The sequence below is a fragment of the Nocardia cyriacigeorgica genome (genome assembly GCF_029868385.1).
In the GTDB taxonomy this organism is placed as follows: Bacteria; Actinomycetota; Actinomycetes; order Mycobacteriales; family Mycobacteriaceae; genus Nocardia; species Nocardia cyriacigeorgica_F.
In genome coordinates, this window is sequence record NZ_JARWNX010000029.1 from 64733 (window position 1) to 79143 (window position 14411).

Here is a 14411-nt window from a genome sequence, read left to right on the forward strand (position 1 = left end):
GCGGTTCCTGGCGGGAACCGCGCTGTGACACTGTAGCAGGAGGCGGGCCGCGAATCCGAATCGGGCCCGCCACCTGCGGTTATTGGCCGGCGGCTCGGCGCATGTCGCCGCCGGCGGCGCGGTTGCGGACGGCGCGGGCGGCGGTGGCGTCGAAGGCTTCGAGGTGTTCGAAGGCCGGGTCTTCGTCGTCGGTCTCGAGGAGGTCGGAGCGGCGGCGCAGGGCGCGGGCGGTGTCGCGGTCCATGCCGCGGCGGGGGGCGGGGGCCGCCTGCTCGGTGCCTTCCTGTTCCGGGCGCTGGGTGCGCGCGAGCCTGGCACTGCGACGGCGGCGGATGTCTTCTTCCATCCTGACCTGCTTGCGCAGATAGGCCAGGTAGGTGACGAGGACGCCCGCGGCAAGGCCGCAACCCCACCAGAAGGTCGGGGCGATCGCCACGGCCAGTGCGCCACACAGGATCGTGCCGAGCAGCAGGCCGAGCACGGCTCGCTGGCGGAAGGTGTAGCGCGCGGCGCGGGCGATGGCGTCGGCTTCCGGGTCGAAGCCGCCGCGGCCGCGCCGGGTGGGGATGAAATCGGTGTCCTCGGCGTCGTCGGTGTCGTGATCGGCGTCGGCCACGGCGGGCAGCGCCGCACGCGCGGGTGGTATCCGGGCCGATACGGGATCGGGCTCGGAATCCGCGGCGTCATGATCGGCACGACTGTTGTAGTCGTCGTGGTCGGCCTCGTCGTCACCGTCGGCGTAATCGGCACGGTTGCCGCGATCGGCACGATGGTGGTCGTCACGGTCGTCGTATTCGGCACCGTCGGCACGACTATCGGCCTCGGCGTCATCGGACACATCCGCATCGTCGATATCGGCCTCGGCCGCATCCGTATCGTCGAGGTCCGTCTCGACCACCGCGCGGCGCGTGGCGGTCGAGCGACCGGACGTGCCGGTCTCTGTGACGTCTCCCGGCGTGTTCTGTTCCTCGTCAGCCTCGGTGACGGGCTCGTCGGCCGAAGTCGTCATCCGATCCTCCGCATCATCGCTGTGGGGACGCTTTCTCTGCACTCGTCTCGGCCGCCAATCGGGGTCGCTCTCGTGCCCGGCGGCGGGCCCGGACCTGGTGCGCCGCTTGGAACCTCCGCGATGCAGCACCCGGGTGGCGAGTGCCGTGTCGGTGGTCTGCCGGATCCGGGGATGCCGGTCGGCGAGTATCGGGAACAGGACGAAGACCCACAGTACGACCAGGCCGATCCACAAGATCGAATTCGGCATCGCCGTCAGCACCTCCGTCCCCGCCTGATCCAGTTCCGACCCACGCCCCGCGCCCCGTCGCGGTGACTGTCCGGCTGCCGCACAGGCGCTGCGGCATGGTCGCCGGGCGGGTTGCAGGCTCCCTGCCGATGGCGCAGGGCGCACCACCGACGTCCGTAGGTTAATTCCGGGTAGGAGCATGATCCGGCAGGCGCGCCGTGCACATCCGCCACACCCGTCACATTTCCACCATTGCGGCCCGTCGTCGGGCCCGCTCTCACAGCAGCGTCAACCGGCCTTCCCGTGCCAGCCGGTCCACGACGGTCCCGGCCACCTCTTCCACGGTCAGGCCGACCAGTAGATGATCACGCCACGCCCCGTCGACGTCCAGATAGCGGCGGAGCAGGCCTTCTTCCCGGAATCCGACATTGCGCAGCACCGCCTGGCTTGCCATGTTCTCCGGCCGCACCGTCGCCTCGACCCGATGCAGCCCGACCGCCCCGAAGCAGTGGTCGAGGCCGAGCGCCAAGGCCGCGGTCGCCACGCCCTGGCCGCCGAGATCCTTGGCCACCCAGTAGCCGATCCAGGCCGAGCGCAATGCCCCGCGCACGATATTGCCGACGGTCAACTGCCCGCTGAACGCCCCATCCACCTCGATGACCAGCGGGATCATCGCGCCACGCCGGGCTTCGGCCTTCAGGCTCGACCACAGCGACGGCCAGTTGGAGGCATGGTTGCGCGCTTCCCACGCACCACGGCCGGTCGGCTCCCACGGCTCGAGATGATCCTGGTCCCGCAATCGGATCCGGCTCCACGCGGCCGCGTCGCGCAGCCGCACCGGCCGCAGGGCCACCTGTCCGGCCGCGACCCGCACCGGGCCGAGATGTGCGGGCCATCCGGGATGTTGGGTGGCCCGGAAGACGTTCATGGTCTCCACGTTCAGCCGCGCTGTGCGAGGAAGGCGACCTGGACCTCGTCGCCGGTCCGGATCTCGGTGTCGTCGGGATCGACGACGATGAGGCTGTTCGCCTCGGCCAGCGTCGCCAGCAGATGCGAGGACGCGCCCGCACCGGAGCCGAGCGGCTGCACCAGATATTCGCCGGTGGCTTCATCACGCATCAGCTGTGCGCGCAGATAGCCCTTGCGGCCCGCCATGGATTGGATCGGAGTGATCGTGCGGGCGTGCACGATTCGCCGCATCGGCTGGCGACGTCCGAGCGCAATCCTGATCAGCGGCCGCACCATCACCTCGAACACCACCAGCGCACCGACCGGATTGGACGGCAGCAGGAAGGTCGGCACCTCGTCGCGACCGAGCCGCCCGAAACCCTGCACCGATCCAGGATGCATGGCGACCCTGGCGATCTCGAGTTCACCGAGCCCCTCCAAGGCTTCACGCACCTGTTCGGACGCCCAGCCGCCGACAGCGCCCGCGATCACCACGACCTCCGAACGCACCAGCTGACCTTCGACCACATCACGCAGCCGACGCGGATCGGCGTCGACGATGCCCACCCGGTTGACGTCGGCGCCCGCATCGCGCGCGGCCGCGGCCAGCGCGTAGGAGTTCACGTCGTAGACCTGGCCGGGGCCGGGCGTGCGGTCGATATCGATCAGTTCCGCGCCCACCGAGATGACCGACAGCCGCGGCCGCGGATGGACGAGCACCTTGTCCTGGCCGACAGCGGCGAGCAGGCCGACCTGCGCCGCGCCGATGATGGTTCCCGCGCGCACGGCGACATCGCCCGGCTGCACATCGTCACCGATGCGGCGCACGTAATCGCCGGAACGCACCGGCTCGTAGACCTTGATCCGCGCGCGACCGCCGTCGGTGAAGTCGATCGGCAGCACCGCGTCGGCCAGCGTCGGCAGTGGGGCGCCGGTGTCGACGCGCACCGTCTGGCGTGGCTGCAACCGAATCGGCTGACGCGATCCGGCGACGACCTCACCGACCACCGGCAGCGTCAGATCGACGAGTTCGCCTTCTTCATCACGGATTTCGGCTCCCGCCGAGGCGACGTCGACGCTGCGCACCGCATAGCCGTCGATGGCGGCCTGGTCGAAGCCGGGCAGTGGTCGTTCGGTGACCACGTCCTCGGCACACAGCAGGCCCTGCGCCTCGGAAATCGCGACCCGGACCGGTCGGGGCGCGACCGCCGCAGCGGTCACCTTGATCTGCTGATCCTCAACCGAGCGCATCCAGCCCTTCCCGATCTCCCTCGCCCATCGGGCGATCTCCCTATGCCGTCACCTGCGGATCCCAGTCCGGACCGAGCCGATGCTGCAACCATTCACGCAGTGCCGGACCGTATTCCTCCCGCTCCAGCGCGAAATCCACCGCAGCACGAAGATAGCCGCCCGGGTTGCCCAGATCGTGGCGCGACCCACGGTGAACCACCACATGCACCGGATGACCCTCGGCGATCAGCAATGCGATCGCGTCGGTCACCTGCAATTCGCCGCCCGCGCCCGGCTCGATCCGGCGCAGCGCGTCGAAGATCGCACGGTCGAGCAGGTATCGACCGGCCGCGGCGTAGGTCGAGGGCGCGTCGGCCAGAGCGGGCTTCTCCACCATCCCGTTGACGCGCAACACATCCGGGTCGGCGACACCGGGTACCGGCTCCACGTCGAATACGCCGTAGGCGCTCACCTGGTCCTTGGGGACGTCGATGGCGCACAGCACCGAACCGCCGCGTTCGCGCCGCACCCGGCTCATCACATCGAGCGCGCCGCAGGGCAACACCAGATCGTCGGGCAGCAGTACCGCGATGGCGTCCTCGTCGGCGTCCAGGGCACTTTCGGCCTGTGCGATCGCATGACCGAGCCCGAGCGGCTCCTCCTGCACCACCGAGGTGACATCGAGCAGGCCGGGCGCCTTGCGCACCTTTTCCAGCAGATGGAACTTGCCGCGTTCGGCGAGGGTGCTCTCCAGCACCAGATCCTCGACGAAATGGGCGACGACACCGTCCTTGCCCGGTGAGGTGACGATGACCAGCCGGTCGGCGCCGGATTCGGCCGCCTCGGCGGCGACCAACTCGATACCGGGGGTGTCGACCACCGGCAGCAATTCCTTGGGCACCGTCTTGGTCGCCGGCAGGAACCGGGTCCCGAGCCCCGCCGCCGGTACGACCGCGGTACGGAAGCACGACTCCATCGCCGCACCCGCCGTCGTGCCGGGCTCGCCTGCCTTCGCTGTCATATGCACACCTTATCCATCTGATACGTCGTCCAAGTCTGCTTCGCCGCGGCGCGATATCCGCACGAGCCTAGGGTGATCACCGTGAACATGCCCGGTGAGCGCGACAAACATGCCTGGCGGTCGGAGATTCTCGCGCAGCGGGCCGCCGTACCGGACACCGACCATGCCGCGGAGGCGTCCGCGCTGGCAGCGACGGCCCGGCAAATCGATACCGGCAAATGGGTGTGCGCCTACGTTCCGGTGCGCGGTGAGCCGGGATCGCTGGCCATGCTCGACGCCCTCCTTGCCACGGGCGCGCGGGTATTGCTGCCGGTGACGGGACCGCCGGGGCCGCTGGACTGGGCCGAATACACCGGCGGCGACAGCCTGCGCCGGGCGCGCTACGGCCTGCTCGAACCGAGCGGTCCCACCTCGGGCGTCGGCGCCGTCGGCCGCGCGAGTGTGATTCTCGTCCCGGCGCTGGCGGTGGATCGGCGCGGTGTGCGGCTCGGGCGCGGCGCGGGCTACTACGACCGGACGCTCGCGGCGGCCGACCCCGCAGCCCGGCTGGTGGCCGTCGTCCGTGACGATGAGCTGGTCGAACGGCTACCGGAGGAACCACACGATCTGCGCATGGGCTGGGCGCTGACGCCGCGCGGCGGACTGCGCCGACTGGCCGGGCGTTGATCGCGGGCGGCGGGACCCGCGTGGCGGAATGAAAACCCGATTGGCGGCGTTGGCACTGTCGGCTGTAGAGTGCTAGATCGACGAACCCTGCGGAGGATCCTGTGCCAACTTATTCATACGCGTGCACCCAGTGTGATAACCGCTTCGATATCGTTCAGTCCTTCACCGATGAGGCGCTGAGCGTCTGCTCGGAGTGCTCGGGCAAGCTGCGCAAGCTGTTCAACTCCGTGGGCATCGTGTTCAAGGGCAGCGGGTTCTACCGCACCGACAGCCGCGGTGGCGCGTCCACCGCCAGCGAACCGGCCAAGTCCGACAGCGGCTCCGCCACCTCCACCGGATCCGATTCCGGCTCGAGCTCCTCGGCCACCCCTGCGGCCTCGGCGAGCACCGCGGCAGCCAGCTGATCCCCTCGCGGGTTGTGCACAGCCCGCGAGTTGTCCACAACCCGTCGTTCACCCGCTCCGAGCCGGGACGATGCGCCATATTCTCGGCGCATGATCCGATCGCTGACCGCCCGTCACCGACTGCGCCCCGCCCGTACGCGCAACGCCCCGCTCGGTCGCGGTGAAACCCTGCGGGAAGCACTCTGGAATCGGCCACCCTGGGCCGACGGCCTGCTCGCCCGGCGATTGCTCGCCGGAGCGCTCACCGCGGCAGCCATCATCCTGTTGTTCCGCGGTGACCCCGACACCGATCGGATGAGCGTCGTGGTCGCGGCCCGCGATCTCGCGCCCGGCCACCTTCTGGAATCCAGCGATCTGCGCGTCGTGGAGCGCGAATCCGGCGCACTACCCGGCGGCGCGGTGCACGACCCGGCCCAACTGCTCGGAGCGACGCTGACCGGCGCCATGAGCGGCGGCGAAATCCTCACCGACCTCCGCGTCATCGGCCCACGATTGGCCGCGGTGGCGGCCGGGGCGGCGGATGCCAGGATCGTCCCCATCCGGCTGGCCGATACCGCCGTCGCCGACATCCTGCGCGCGGGCGACCGCGTCGACGTCATCGCCGCCGACGAATCCGACCGCGCCACCGCGCGGCCGGCGCGCACCCTGGCCACCGACGCCGCCGTGGTGCTGATCTCCGGTACACCGGGCGCGACACCGGCCGGATCCGCGGACCGGGTCGTACTGGTCGCCATGGCCGCCGACAATGCGGTCGCCGTCGCGGCGGCCTCGCTGAGTACGGCCCTCACCGTCGTCTTTCATTGATATCGATCACTTACCGCCCGGTCCGAACCCGGTTCGCCAGGCGTTAGCCACCGACCTCAACTAGCATCCGTGACGACCGAAAGGGAGCCGCGGACGTCGGTTCGCGCATCGAAGGAGACAGGGCTGTGCTCAAGGGGTTCAAGGATTTCATACTTCGCGGAAACGTCGTTGACCTGGCGGTAGCTGTCGTCATGGGTACGGCGTTCGTCGCGATCGTCACCTCGTTCACCAACGGGATCATCAATCCGCTGCTCGCGGTTTTCGGCAGCCCCAATGAATTGGGGCTCGGTTTCCGGTTGGTAGCCGACAACCCGTCCACCTTCATCGAGATCGGCCCGATCATCACCGCGTGCATCAACTTCCTGATGATCGCCGCGGTGCTGTACTTCGTCCTGGTCATGCCCTCCGCACATGTGAAGAAGCGCTTTGCCAAGGAGGAAGAAGAGGAAGTCCTCAGCGATAACGATCTGCTCATCCAGATCCGCGATCTGCTGGCCGACAGCCAGAAGAGCGCCGGTGGCAGGCACGAATTCTGACCACCCCGGCCGAAACGACGAGTGGGGCGGGGGGCGCGTGCGGCCCGCCCGCCAGACGCGCGCGGGGGCCACCACCAATTTCCCCCCCCCCCGCCCCAACCGCGGGGGGGGCGTGGCGCCGTGGCCCACCGCCCCACTCGTTTCGGTGCCGGAGAAATCAGCCGATGCTGAACGGCTGACCCCACAGGGTCACCACGGAATTCACGTTCTCGGTCTCGACCTTGACCTTCACGAACGCCCGCGCCTGCGCGTAACCGGCGCAGCCGCTCAGACCGATGGTCTGATCGGCCCAGGTGACGCTGCCGCTCTTGCCCTTGAACTTGTTGCGCTTCTGGTGATCCTCGTTGCCGAAGTCGTCGGCCTCTTCGATATCGAGCACATAGAACGACTTCGCCTGGCCGGGGCCGAGCGACAGTTCGCCACCGCTCTCGGCGCCGACACCGAAGGACTCGCCGTCCCAGGTGCCCTCACCGGACACGCCGCCCTCGACGCCGCCGCCACCGATGTTGACCTGGCAGCCGACCACATAGCCTGGGTAGATCTTGCCGCCCTTGGCGCCCGAGCCGGACAGCTCGACCTGCGCACTGGCCGACACCCAGGCGTTGCGGTGCACCGGGGTGGAACCCATGGACGGGTTGATGTTGGCCGACTCGCCCGCGAGGCGGACCGTCACCACGGTGCCGTCGGACAGGGTGCGGACGATTTCGCCGCCGGGCAGCGGCACGAAGGTGTCGGCGTTGGCCGCACCGGTGGAGAACAGGCCCATCGCGACGGCCGCGGCGGCACCCGCACCGGCCACACGCACGATGCTCTTACGGTTGATCATTGTGTAATGCCCCTCTGGGGTTGATTCGCTTCAGCGAGAGATTGATTGGCGGATTCGAGGTACATCGGCTCATATCCGGCCGAGACGATCCGGCCGGAGAGATCCGGAATCAGCCGATGCTGAACGGCTGCCCGTAGAGGGTGGTCTTCGAGTAGTGGTCGCCGATGATCTCGACCACGGTGTAGGCGCGGGCCTGTGCGTAACCGGCGCAGCCCTGGATCTCCATCTCGACGTCCTGGTACTCGACGGAGTAGACGCCGGGCTTCAGGATGTCCTTGTATTCGATCTGGACGAACTTGACCTCGCCCGGACCGAGCTCGAGGCCCACCGAACCGCCGACGGAGGCGCCGTCCAGGTCGACGCTGCCGGAGACGCCCGCGGAGATGGCCTCGTCGCCGATGCTGACCTGGCAGCCGACGATGTAGCCGGTGTTCAGCTGCGAGGTGCCGTGGGTGGAGGAGTTGTTGGTGCCGGGAGCGCCGGTCGGACCGTTGTTCGGACCCACCTCGCCCTCGGGGGTGACGGTGACGTCCGCGCTCGCGACGCCGGAGACCCATACGGTGCGACCGGCACCGTTGGCCGCAAGCGACGGCGAGACCAGCGCGCTTTCGTGGGTGCGCTTGATGGTGACGCCGGGACCGATCTTCTCACCATCCGGCAGTGGCACGAAGGCGTCGGCGTTGGCGGCACCGGCCGAGAACAGTCCCATGGCCACGGCGGCGACGGCGCCGATGCCCATCGCGCGCGTGACGTTGGTGCGGTTCTTGCTCATACTTCCCCTCATCAGGTTTCCAGCGACAGCCCCGTTCGCACGGAGATGCCCTACAACAGGCTCAGAAGAGCCTCTTCGAGGGCCCTGACCGCGAGATGAACCCGAATCAGCACAGGGAGTGAACAGTCGGGGACGGCATGGCGTCTCCGATATGGCAGCAAGGTGAGTCGAAGGTAGCCGAGAGGTTACGCAGATCGGCCCAATCGGCCGCGAGATGGGCGACTTCGCCGGTCACAGGCCTGAAACAGCAGGACGCGGGCCTGTCACGATTGTGACAGACCCGCGTCCTCATGCGCTGGTTCTGTTTGCTCAGGCCCGAGCGCTGCCCGAGCGCGCCCCGATCAGCCCAGGCTGAACGGCTGGCCCCACAGGGTCACGACCGACATGACATTGTCGGTTTCGACCTTGACCTTGACGAACGCCCGCGCCTGCGCGTAACCGGCGCAGCCGCTCAGACCGATGGTCTCATCGGCCCAGGTGACCGAACCGCTGGTGCCACGGAACACGTTGCGGGTCTGGTGCGTCTCGCTGCCGAAATCATCGGCCTCTTCGAGGTCGAGCACGTAGAAGGACTTCGCCTGGCCGGGGCCGAGCGACAGTTCGCCACCGCTCTCGACGCCGCCGGTGGGCTCGCCTTCCCAGGTTCCGCCTGCCGCGCCACCACCCTCGACGCCGCCGCCACCGATGTTGACCTGGCAGCCGACCACGTAACCGGGGTAGATCTTGCCGCCGACGGCGCCCGAGCCGGACAGCTCGACCTGCGCGCTGGCCGAGACCCAGGTGTTGCGGTGCACCGGAGTCGAGCCGAGAGAGGGGTTGATGTTGGCCGATTCGCCGACCAGGCGGACCGTCACCACGGTGCCGTCGGACAGCGTCTTGACGATTTCGCCGCCGGGCAGCGGCACGAAGGTGTCGGCGTTGGCCGCACCGGTGGAGAACAGGCCAATGGCCATGGTCGCGGCGGCGCCGATACCGGCCGCCCGCGCCACGATCTTACGGTTGATCATGTTTGTACCCTTCGAGGGTCGAGTTCGCTCGAGGCGAGAGGTTTGTACGGTCGATTCGACGACGTCAGCCGATGCTGAACGGCTGCCCGTAGAGGGTCGTCTTCGAGTAGTGATCGCCGATGATCTCGACGACCGTGTACGCCCGCGCCTGCGCGTAACCCGCGCAGCCCTGGATCTCCATCTCGACGTCCTGGTACTCCACCGAGTAGTGGCCCGGCTTCAGAATGTCCTTGTACTCGATCTGGACGAACTTCACCTCGCCCGGACCCAGCTCCAGACCCACCGCGCCGCCGACGGAGGCACCCGAGACATCGACGCTGCCCGACACACCGGCGGAGATCGCCTCGTCGCCGATGCTGACCTGGCAGCCGACGAGGTAGCCCGTGTTCAGCTGCGACGCTCCGTGGGTGGAGGAGTTGTTGGTGCCGGGAGCACCCGTCGGACCGTTGTTCGGACCCACCTCGCCTTCCGGCGTGACGGTGACGTCCGCGCTCGCATTGCCCGAAACCCAGACAACGCGACCTGCGCCATTGGCCGCCATGGACGGCGAAATCAACGCATGCTCATGGGTGCGCTTGATGGTCACACCCGGACCAACCTTCTCGCCGTCCGGCAACGGCACGAAGGTATCCGCGTTCGCGGCACCGGTCGAAAGCAGACCCAGGGCCACAGCGGCTGCGGCGCCTACGCCCGCAGCACGGGCTCCGCGGCGCAAACCGTTGGTGCGGTTCTCGCTCATACTTCCCCTCATCAATTTTTCTAACAGACCAGCCTCGACCGTCGAGGCTGGACATGGTCCTCACAGGCCAAGCTCAGTGTGTCGCCCATTTGTTGCCGTTGTGTAACCGGCTGTTATTTCAACGCAAGGTTCCAACACTGCCGAACCACACTCCACCGCGCGAGGTCTGCCCATTCGTGCAGGCCACTGGACTACGCAGAAGGTCGTGAAGGTCCGAGGGGAGATTAACCGTCGGTAACGGAACGGACAACGAAAGTATTCGTCAAGATGCCAGTGATCTGCATCACATCAGCAAAATGCTCATATCGCTTGACGTGCATAAATGCAGGTTGCCGGTTCCGGCGAAGTAGCCGAAAAGGACCGGGCAGCGCGCCGATACCAGGGCCGAATACGGGATGAGCACGTATTCCGGAAGAGGTCCCGCGAACTTAAATGCTTGAAGCTCGAATGACCCAGAATGCTACGCGCCAGTAATTACGTAGCCGGGCAGTAGATAGCGCGCGAGGGTAAGCCTCGGCGAGGTTGCTGAGGGCGCGAAGAACTCAACCGTGGTGCGGCGGTACCTGAGACCGCAGCCAGTCATCGCCACTCGACGGCGTGTCGCGCTCATCGCCACGTTCGTCGGCCGTGGTGTCGGGAAGTACGTCACCGAAGATGCGCGCCAGACGCGCCGCGTCCCCCGACCGGCGGACCGGGCGGGGGACGTCGGATCGATCGTCGGTGGAACTCATTCGTCCAATCCGGAGAGTTCGCCGATCGCCCGGCTGGCGAGCGGACCGAGCGTCGCCATACCGTCACGGATGGCCGCACGGGTACCGGGCAGATTCACCACGAGGGTGCTGCCGGAGATACCGGCCAGACCGCGCGACAGGCCCGCGTCCAGCGAACCGGCCACCCGCCCGGAGGAGCGCAACGCCTCACTGATTCCGGGCAGCTCACGATCGAGCACCTGCGAGGTGGCCTCCGGCGTGACATCGCGCGGCGACATACCGGTGCCGCCGACCGAGATGACCAGATCGACGCCGCCGATCACCGCGGTGTTGAGCGCATTACGGATCTCCACCTCATCGGCCTGCACTGTCACCGACGCGTCGACGAGAAAGCCCGCTTCGGTGAGCAATTCGGTGACCAGTGGGCCGAGCGAATCCACACCCCCGTGAGCCGTGCGATCGTCGACGACCACGACCAGTGCGCGTCCTGCCACGGAACCATCGATGTCCATGGTGCTCACCGTAGCGCCATCGCCGAGCAGTGGTTCCCAACCCCCGTGCAGCACCTGCATCACCGCGCTCCCCCGGTGGACACCGCGTCGAGGGTCACCTCGACCGTCTTGGCGTTTCCGCCCTGTTCATCGGTATACGTCACGCTCAACTTGTCTCCTGGCTTACTGGACCGGACGGCGGCAACCAGCGCGTCGCCGGAATCGATGGTGCGATCACCCATCCGGGTGATGACCGCACCCGAGGGGATACCGGCCTCGGCGGCGGGGCCGTCGGCGGTCGCCTCCAGTACCCGCGCCCCGCGCACCGTGTCGTTGCGCGGCACCTTGATGCCGATCTGGGCGTAGGTGGCGTGGCCGGTCTTGATCAGTTCCTCGGCCACCCGGCGGGCCTGATCGACCGGAATGGCGAAGCCGAGCCCGATCGAGCCGGTCTGCTGGCCGCCGAGTTCGGAACCGCCGAGCGTGGCGATGGCGGTGTTGATGCCGATCAGTTTGCCGTTGGCGTCGACCAGCGCACCGCCGGAATTGCCCGGATTGATCGCGGCGTCGGTCTGAACGGCGTCGATGACCGGGTTGGGAGTCGACGGATCGGCACCGGCGTCGCCGGAGGTGGAGACCGGACGGTTCATCGCCGAGACGATGCCGGTGGTGACGGTGCCCGCGAGCCCGAGCGGCGAGCCGATCGCGATGACCGGCTGACCGACCTGCAAACCGGCCGAGCTGCCGAGTTCGATCGGGGTGAGCCCGTTTTTGCCCTCGACCTTGACGACGGCGAGATCGGAGACCGGATCGGCGCCGACCATGGTGGCAGGCGCGGTACTGCCGTCAGCGAAGGTGACTTCCATCTTGGCGTCGGGGCCGCCGCCCGCGGCGACGTGGTTGTTGGTCAGGATCAGCCCGTCGGAGGACAGGACCACTCCCGAGCCCTCCCCCTGCGCGCGATTGCTGGCGACCTTGATCATCACCACGCTCGGCAGTACCTGCTGTGCCACCGCCTGGGTGGAGCCCGCGGGCGCGTTGGCGGCATTACCGATATTCGGTTTCGGTGCGTCGAGAGCGTTGCTGGCCGTCGTGCCGCCGCTGTCGCCGCCCGCCACCACCGCACCGACCGCACCGCCGACGCCACCACTGACCAGCGCGAGCGCGACCGCGCCCGCAATGAGACCGGTGCGGATCGGACGCGTGGGCGGCTGCGGCGGCATGAGCGGTTCCGGCGCGGCGAACGGCTGCGGCGCGGCGCCGTACGGCTGGCCCTGCGGGGGTGGTGCCGAGTGGAAGCCCGGCGGCGGCACGGACCCGGGCGCAGGCCCCTGCGGTCGATCGGTGAAATCCTCGGTCATGGTTTCTCGTTTCTGTCTCACGTCGTGCGTCCAGGGTGACGCGGACTGCTGAGAGCCGACTGAGACCGTGCTTTCAGTTCTCTGCGGATCGATGTCTATAGCCCCGTCCCGTTATCGGCGGGCGCACCGAGCGCACCCGCCTCACCCGGCAGCACGATGCGGATCAGCGCACCGCCACGCTCGGACGTATCGATCGTGATGGTGCCGCCATGTTTTGTCACGACCTGTTTCACGATCGCGAGCCCGAGGCCCGATCCGGGCATGGAACGCGACGCCGTGGTGCGGTAGAAGCGCTCGAACACCAGCTCACGTTCGGCCGGTGGGATGCCGGGGCCCGCATCGTCGACCGACAGTTCCAGCAGCCCGCGACCCACCTCGGCCATGCTCACCCGCACCTGCGCGCCCGCCGGGCTCCATTTCGCGGCATTGTCCAAGACGTTGAGGATCGCCCGCTCCAGCCCGGCCTCGTGTCCATAGACGAACCACGGCCGCAGGGCCGCGACGAACTCGATCGAACCCCGGCGGCGCCGGGCCCGTTCGAGCGCCCGTTCGGCCACCTCACCGAGATCGACCCGCTCGTAGACGGTTTCCGGTGCGTCCTCCCGTGCCAGATCGACCAGATCGCCGACGAGTGTGGACAGCTCCTCGATCTGGGCGACCACGTCCATGCGCAGCTCGGCCATATCCTCGTCCGGGATCCGGGGCGCACCCGGTCGGCCCGCCGCGATCAGCAGTTCCATATTGGTGCGCAGCGAGGTCAGCGGTGTGCGCAGTTCATGGCCCGCGTCGGCGACCAGCCGCCGCTGCCGATCGCGCGATTCGGCCAGTGCGCGCAGCATGGTGTTGAAACTCTCGGTGAGCCGGGCCAGCTCGTCGTCGCCGGTAACCGGAATCGGGGTCAGATCGTCGGTGCGCGCCACCCGCTCGGTGGCCGCGGTGAGCCTGGCGATGGGCCGCAATCCGGTGCGACCGACCGCGGTGCCCGCCGCGGCGGCCAGCAGCACACCGCAGCCACCGACCACGAACAGCAGCCAGGCCAGCCGGTCGAGCACCTCACGGGTCGGTTCGAGCCGCTGGGAGATCACCAGCGTCACACCCGAATCCATGCGACGGGCCAGCACGCGCTGGTTGTTGTAGGTGCGCAGCGACGAGGTGTGCTCGCCCTTGGCGACCGCGATCTCCTCGGTGCCGATGGGTGGTTTGGTCGGCTGCGGCGGAATGTAGACCGGGAGGCTGTCGAGGGTGCGCTCGGCGTCGGGTGTGGTGGGCGGTGAGGACACCGAGAACGGGTAGATCAGACCGACGCCGATGTTGTTGGAGAACAACGTCGCCACACCGAGCGACTGGAACGCCATGCTGTCGATATCGCCATTGATCATGGTCGCGGCCCTGGCGCGCAGCTGCGCGTCGACGTCACCGTAGAGGGCGCGCGCCACCATCGCGTAGGCCGCGATCGAGGTGACGGCCACCGCGATGGCCACCACCGAGGCGGCGAGCAGGGTCACCCGCCAGCGCAGCGACACCGTCCTGGTCAACGGGGTGGGCGGGCGCATCGGCGCGGGTTCGTCCACCCCGCGCCGCGACTGGCCGAGCGGGGCGACGGTCTCGTTCGCGCCGGATTTCGCCTGCCGTTTGGAAGTTGTCCGTGCCATGTCCTCG

The 14411-nt window shown here is 68.3% G+C and carries 16 protein-coding genes; 4 read left to right on the forward strand and 12 right to left on the reverse strand.

What is annotated here, in order from left to right; translation table 11 throughout:
- Positions 1-79: 79 nt before the first annotated feature.
- The 4 genes from sepX to QH168_RS06040 all read right to left on the reverse strand — a co-directional run bounded on the left by sepX (position 80) and on the right by QH168_RS06040 (position 4436).
- Positions 80-1258, reverse strand: a complete 1179-nt coding sequence (gene sepX / locus QH168_RS06025) for a divisome protein SepX/GlpR (RefSeq protein ID WP_280233463.1) — start codon at positions 1256-1258, stop codon at positions 80-82.
- Between the two features lie 256 nt (positions 1259-1514).
- Entirely contained in the window at positions 1515-2165 is a 651-nt protein-coding gene (locus QH168_RS06030; RefSeq protein WP_280233465.1) for a GNAT family N-acetyltransferase, read from the reverse strand.
- An 11-nt stretch (positions 2166-2176) separates the two neighbouring features.
- Positions 2177-3436, reverse strand: coding sequence for a molybdotransferase-like divisome protein Glp (gene glp / locus QH168_RS06035; protein WP_014352933.1), 1260 nt, complete (start codon positions 3434-3436; stop codon positions 2177-2179).
- Between the two features lie 40 nt (positions 3437-3476).
- Positions 3477-4436 carry a UTP--glucose-1-phosphate uridylyltransferase gene (locus QH168_RS06040; protein WP_280233466.1) on the reverse strand — a complete coding sequence of 320 codons (960 nt, stop codon included), beginning with the start codon at positions 4434-4436 and terminating at the stop codon, positions 3477-3479.
- An 87-nt stretch (positions 4437-4523) separates the two neighbouring features.
- On the opposite strand from QH168_RS06040, the gene QH168_RS06045 reads away from it, so the two are divergent.
- The 4 genes from QH168_RS06045 to mscL all read left to right on the forward strand — a co-directional run bounded on the left by QH168_RS06045 (position 4524) and on the right by mscL (position 6846).
- Positions 4524-5102, forward strand: a complete 579-nt coding sequence (locus QH168_RS06045; protein ID WP_280233543.1) for a 5-formyltetrahydrofolate cyclo-ligase — start codon at positions 4524-4526, stop codon at positions 5100-5102.
- A 101-nt stretch (positions 5103-5203) separates the two neighbouring features.
- Positions 5204-5506 carry an FmdB family zinc ribbon protein gene (locus tag QH168_RS06050; protein ID WP_280233467.1) on the forward strand — a complete coding sequence of 101 codons (303 nt, stop codon included), beginning with the start codon at positions 5204-5206 and terminating at the stop codon, positions 5504-5506.
- Positions 5507-5596: 90 nt separating this feature from the next.
- Entirely contained in the window at positions 5597-6310 is a 714-nt protein-coding gene (locus QH168_RS06055; protein WP_280233468.1) for an SAF domain-containing protein, read from the forward strand.
- A gap of 125 nt (positions 6311-6435) precedes the next feature.
- Positions 6436-6846 (forward strand): large conductance mechanosensitive channel protein MscL, encoded by a 411-nt coding sequence (gene mscL, locus QH168_RS06060; RefSeq protein ID WP_280233469.1) that lies wholly within the window; start codon positions 6436-6438, stop codon positions 6844-6846.
- A gap of 157 nt (positions 6847-7003) precedes the next feature.
- On the opposite strand, the gene QH168_RS06065 is transcribed toward mscL, so the two are convergent.
- The 8 genes from QH168_RS06065 to QH168_RS06100 all read right to left on the reverse strand — a co-directional run bounded on the left by QH168_RS06065 (position 7004) and on the right by QH168_RS06100 (position 14404).
- Positions 7004-7672: an MspA family porin gene (locus QH168_RS06065; RefSeq protein ID WP_280233471.1), complete on the reverse strand. Its 669-nt coding sequence runs from the start codon at positions 7670-7672 to the stop codon at positions 7004-7006.
- 109 nt (positions 7673-7781) lie between these two features.
- Positions 7782-8444, reverse strand: coding sequence for an MspA family porin (locus tag QH168_RS06070; protein WP_280233472.1), 663 nt, complete (start codon positions 8442-8444; stop codon positions 7782-7784).
- A 341-nt stretch (positions 8445-8785) separates the two neighbouring features.
- Positions 8786-9451 (reverse strand): MspA family porin, encoded by a 666-nt coding sequence (locus QH168_RS06075; RefSeq protein ID WP_280233473.1) that lies wholly within the window; start codon positions 9449-9451, stop codon positions 8786-8788.
- Between the two features lie 64 nt (positions 9452-9515).
- Positions 9516-10190, reverse strand: a complete 675-nt coding sequence (locus tag QH168_RS06080) for an MspA family porin (RefSeq protein ID WP_280233474.1) — start codon at positions 10188-10190, stop codon at positions 9516-9518.
- A 542-nt stretch (positions 10191-10732) separates the two neighbouring features.
- Positions 10733-10921, reverse strand: a complete 189-nt coding sequence (locus QH168_RS06085) for a hypothetical protein (protein ID WP_280233475.1) — start codon at positions 10919-10921, stop codon at positions 10733-10735.
- On the reverse strand, positions 10918-11412 hold the full coding sequence (locus QH168_RS06090; protein ID WP_178125269.1) for a MogA/MoaB family molybdenum cofactor biosynthesis protein: 495 nt from the start codon (positions 11410-11412) through the stop codon (positions 10918-10920). Before QH168_RS06090 ends, QH168_RS06085 begins: the two co-directional genes overlap by 4 nt.
- A gap of 59 nt (positions 11413-11471) precedes the next feature.
- Complete coding sequence (locus QH168_RS06095; protein WP_280233476.1) at positions 11472-12752, reverse strand: S1C family serine protease; 1281 nt, start codon at positions 12750-12752, stop codon at positions 11472-11474.
- A gap of 95 nt (positions 12753-12847) precedes the next feature.
- The gene (locus QH168_RS06100; protein WP_432421042.1) at positions 12848-14404 is read right to left on the reverse strand and encodes an ATP-binding protein; all 1557 of its coding nucleotides are present in this window, start codon (positions 14402-14404) and stop codon (positions 12848-12850) included.
- Positions 14405-14411 lie beyond the last annotated feature (7 nt).

Excerpts from the sequence above, each read along its gene's own strand:
- sepX (WP_280233463.1), bottom strand. The coding sequence starts at position 1,258 with ATGCCGAATTCGATCTTGTGGATCGGCCTGGTCGTACTGTGGGTCTTC.
- QH168_RS06030 (WP_280233465.1), bottom strand. The coding sequence starts at position 2,165 with ATGAACGTCTTCCGGGCCACCCAACATCCCGGATGGCCCGCACATCTC.
- glp (WP_014352933.1), bottom strand. The coding sequence starts at position 3,436 with ATGCGCTCGGTTGAGGATCAGCAGATCAAGGTGACCGCTGCGGCGGTC.
- QH168_RS06040 (WP_280233466.1), bottom strand. The coding sequence starts at position 4,436 with ATGACAGCGAAGGCAGGCGAGCCCGGCACGACGGCGGGTGCGGCGATG.
- QH168_RS06045 (WP_280233543.1), top strand. The coding sequence starts at position 4,524 with ATGCCCGGTGAGCGCGACAAACATGCCTGGCGGTCGGAGATTCTCGCG.
- QH168_RS06055 (WP_280233468.1), top strand. The coding sequence starts at position 5,597 with ATGATCCGATCGCTGACCGCCCGTCACCGACTGCGCCCCGCCCGTACG.
- QH168_RS06065 (WP_280233471.1), bottom strand. The coding sequence starts at position 7,672 with ATGATCAACCGTAAGAGCATCGTGCGTGTGGCCGGTGCGGGTGCCGCC.
- QH168_RS06070 (WP_280233472.1), bottom strand. The coding sequence starts at position 8,444 with ATGAGCAAGAACCGCACCAACGTCACGCGCGCGATGGGCATCGGCGCC.
- QH168_RS06075 (WP_280233473.1), bottom strand. The coding sequence starts at position 9,451 with ATGATCAACCGTAAGATCGTGGCGCGGGCGGCCGGTATCGGCGCCGCC.
- QH168_RS06080 (WP_280233474.1), bottom strand. The coding sequence starts at position 10,190 with ATGAGCGAGAACCGCACCAACGGTTTGCGCCGCGGAGCCCGTGCTGCG.
- QH168_RS06085 (WP_280233475.1), bottom strand. The coding sequence starts at position 10,921 with ATGAGTTCCACCGACGATCGATCCGACGTCCCCCGCCCGGTCCGCCGG.
- QH168_RS06090 (WP_178125269.1), bottom strand. The coding sequence starts at position 11,412 with ATGGACATCGATGGTTCCGTGGCAGGACGCGCACTGGTCGTGGTCGTC.
- QH168_RS06095 (WP_280233476.1), bottom strand. The coding sequence starts at position 12,752 with ATGACCGAGGATTTCACCGATCGACCGCAGGGGCCTGCGCCCGGGTCC.
- QH168_RS06100 (WP_432421042.1), bottom strand. The coding sequence starts at position 14,404 with ATGGCACGGACAACTTCCAAACGGCAGGCGAAATCCGGCGCGAACGAG.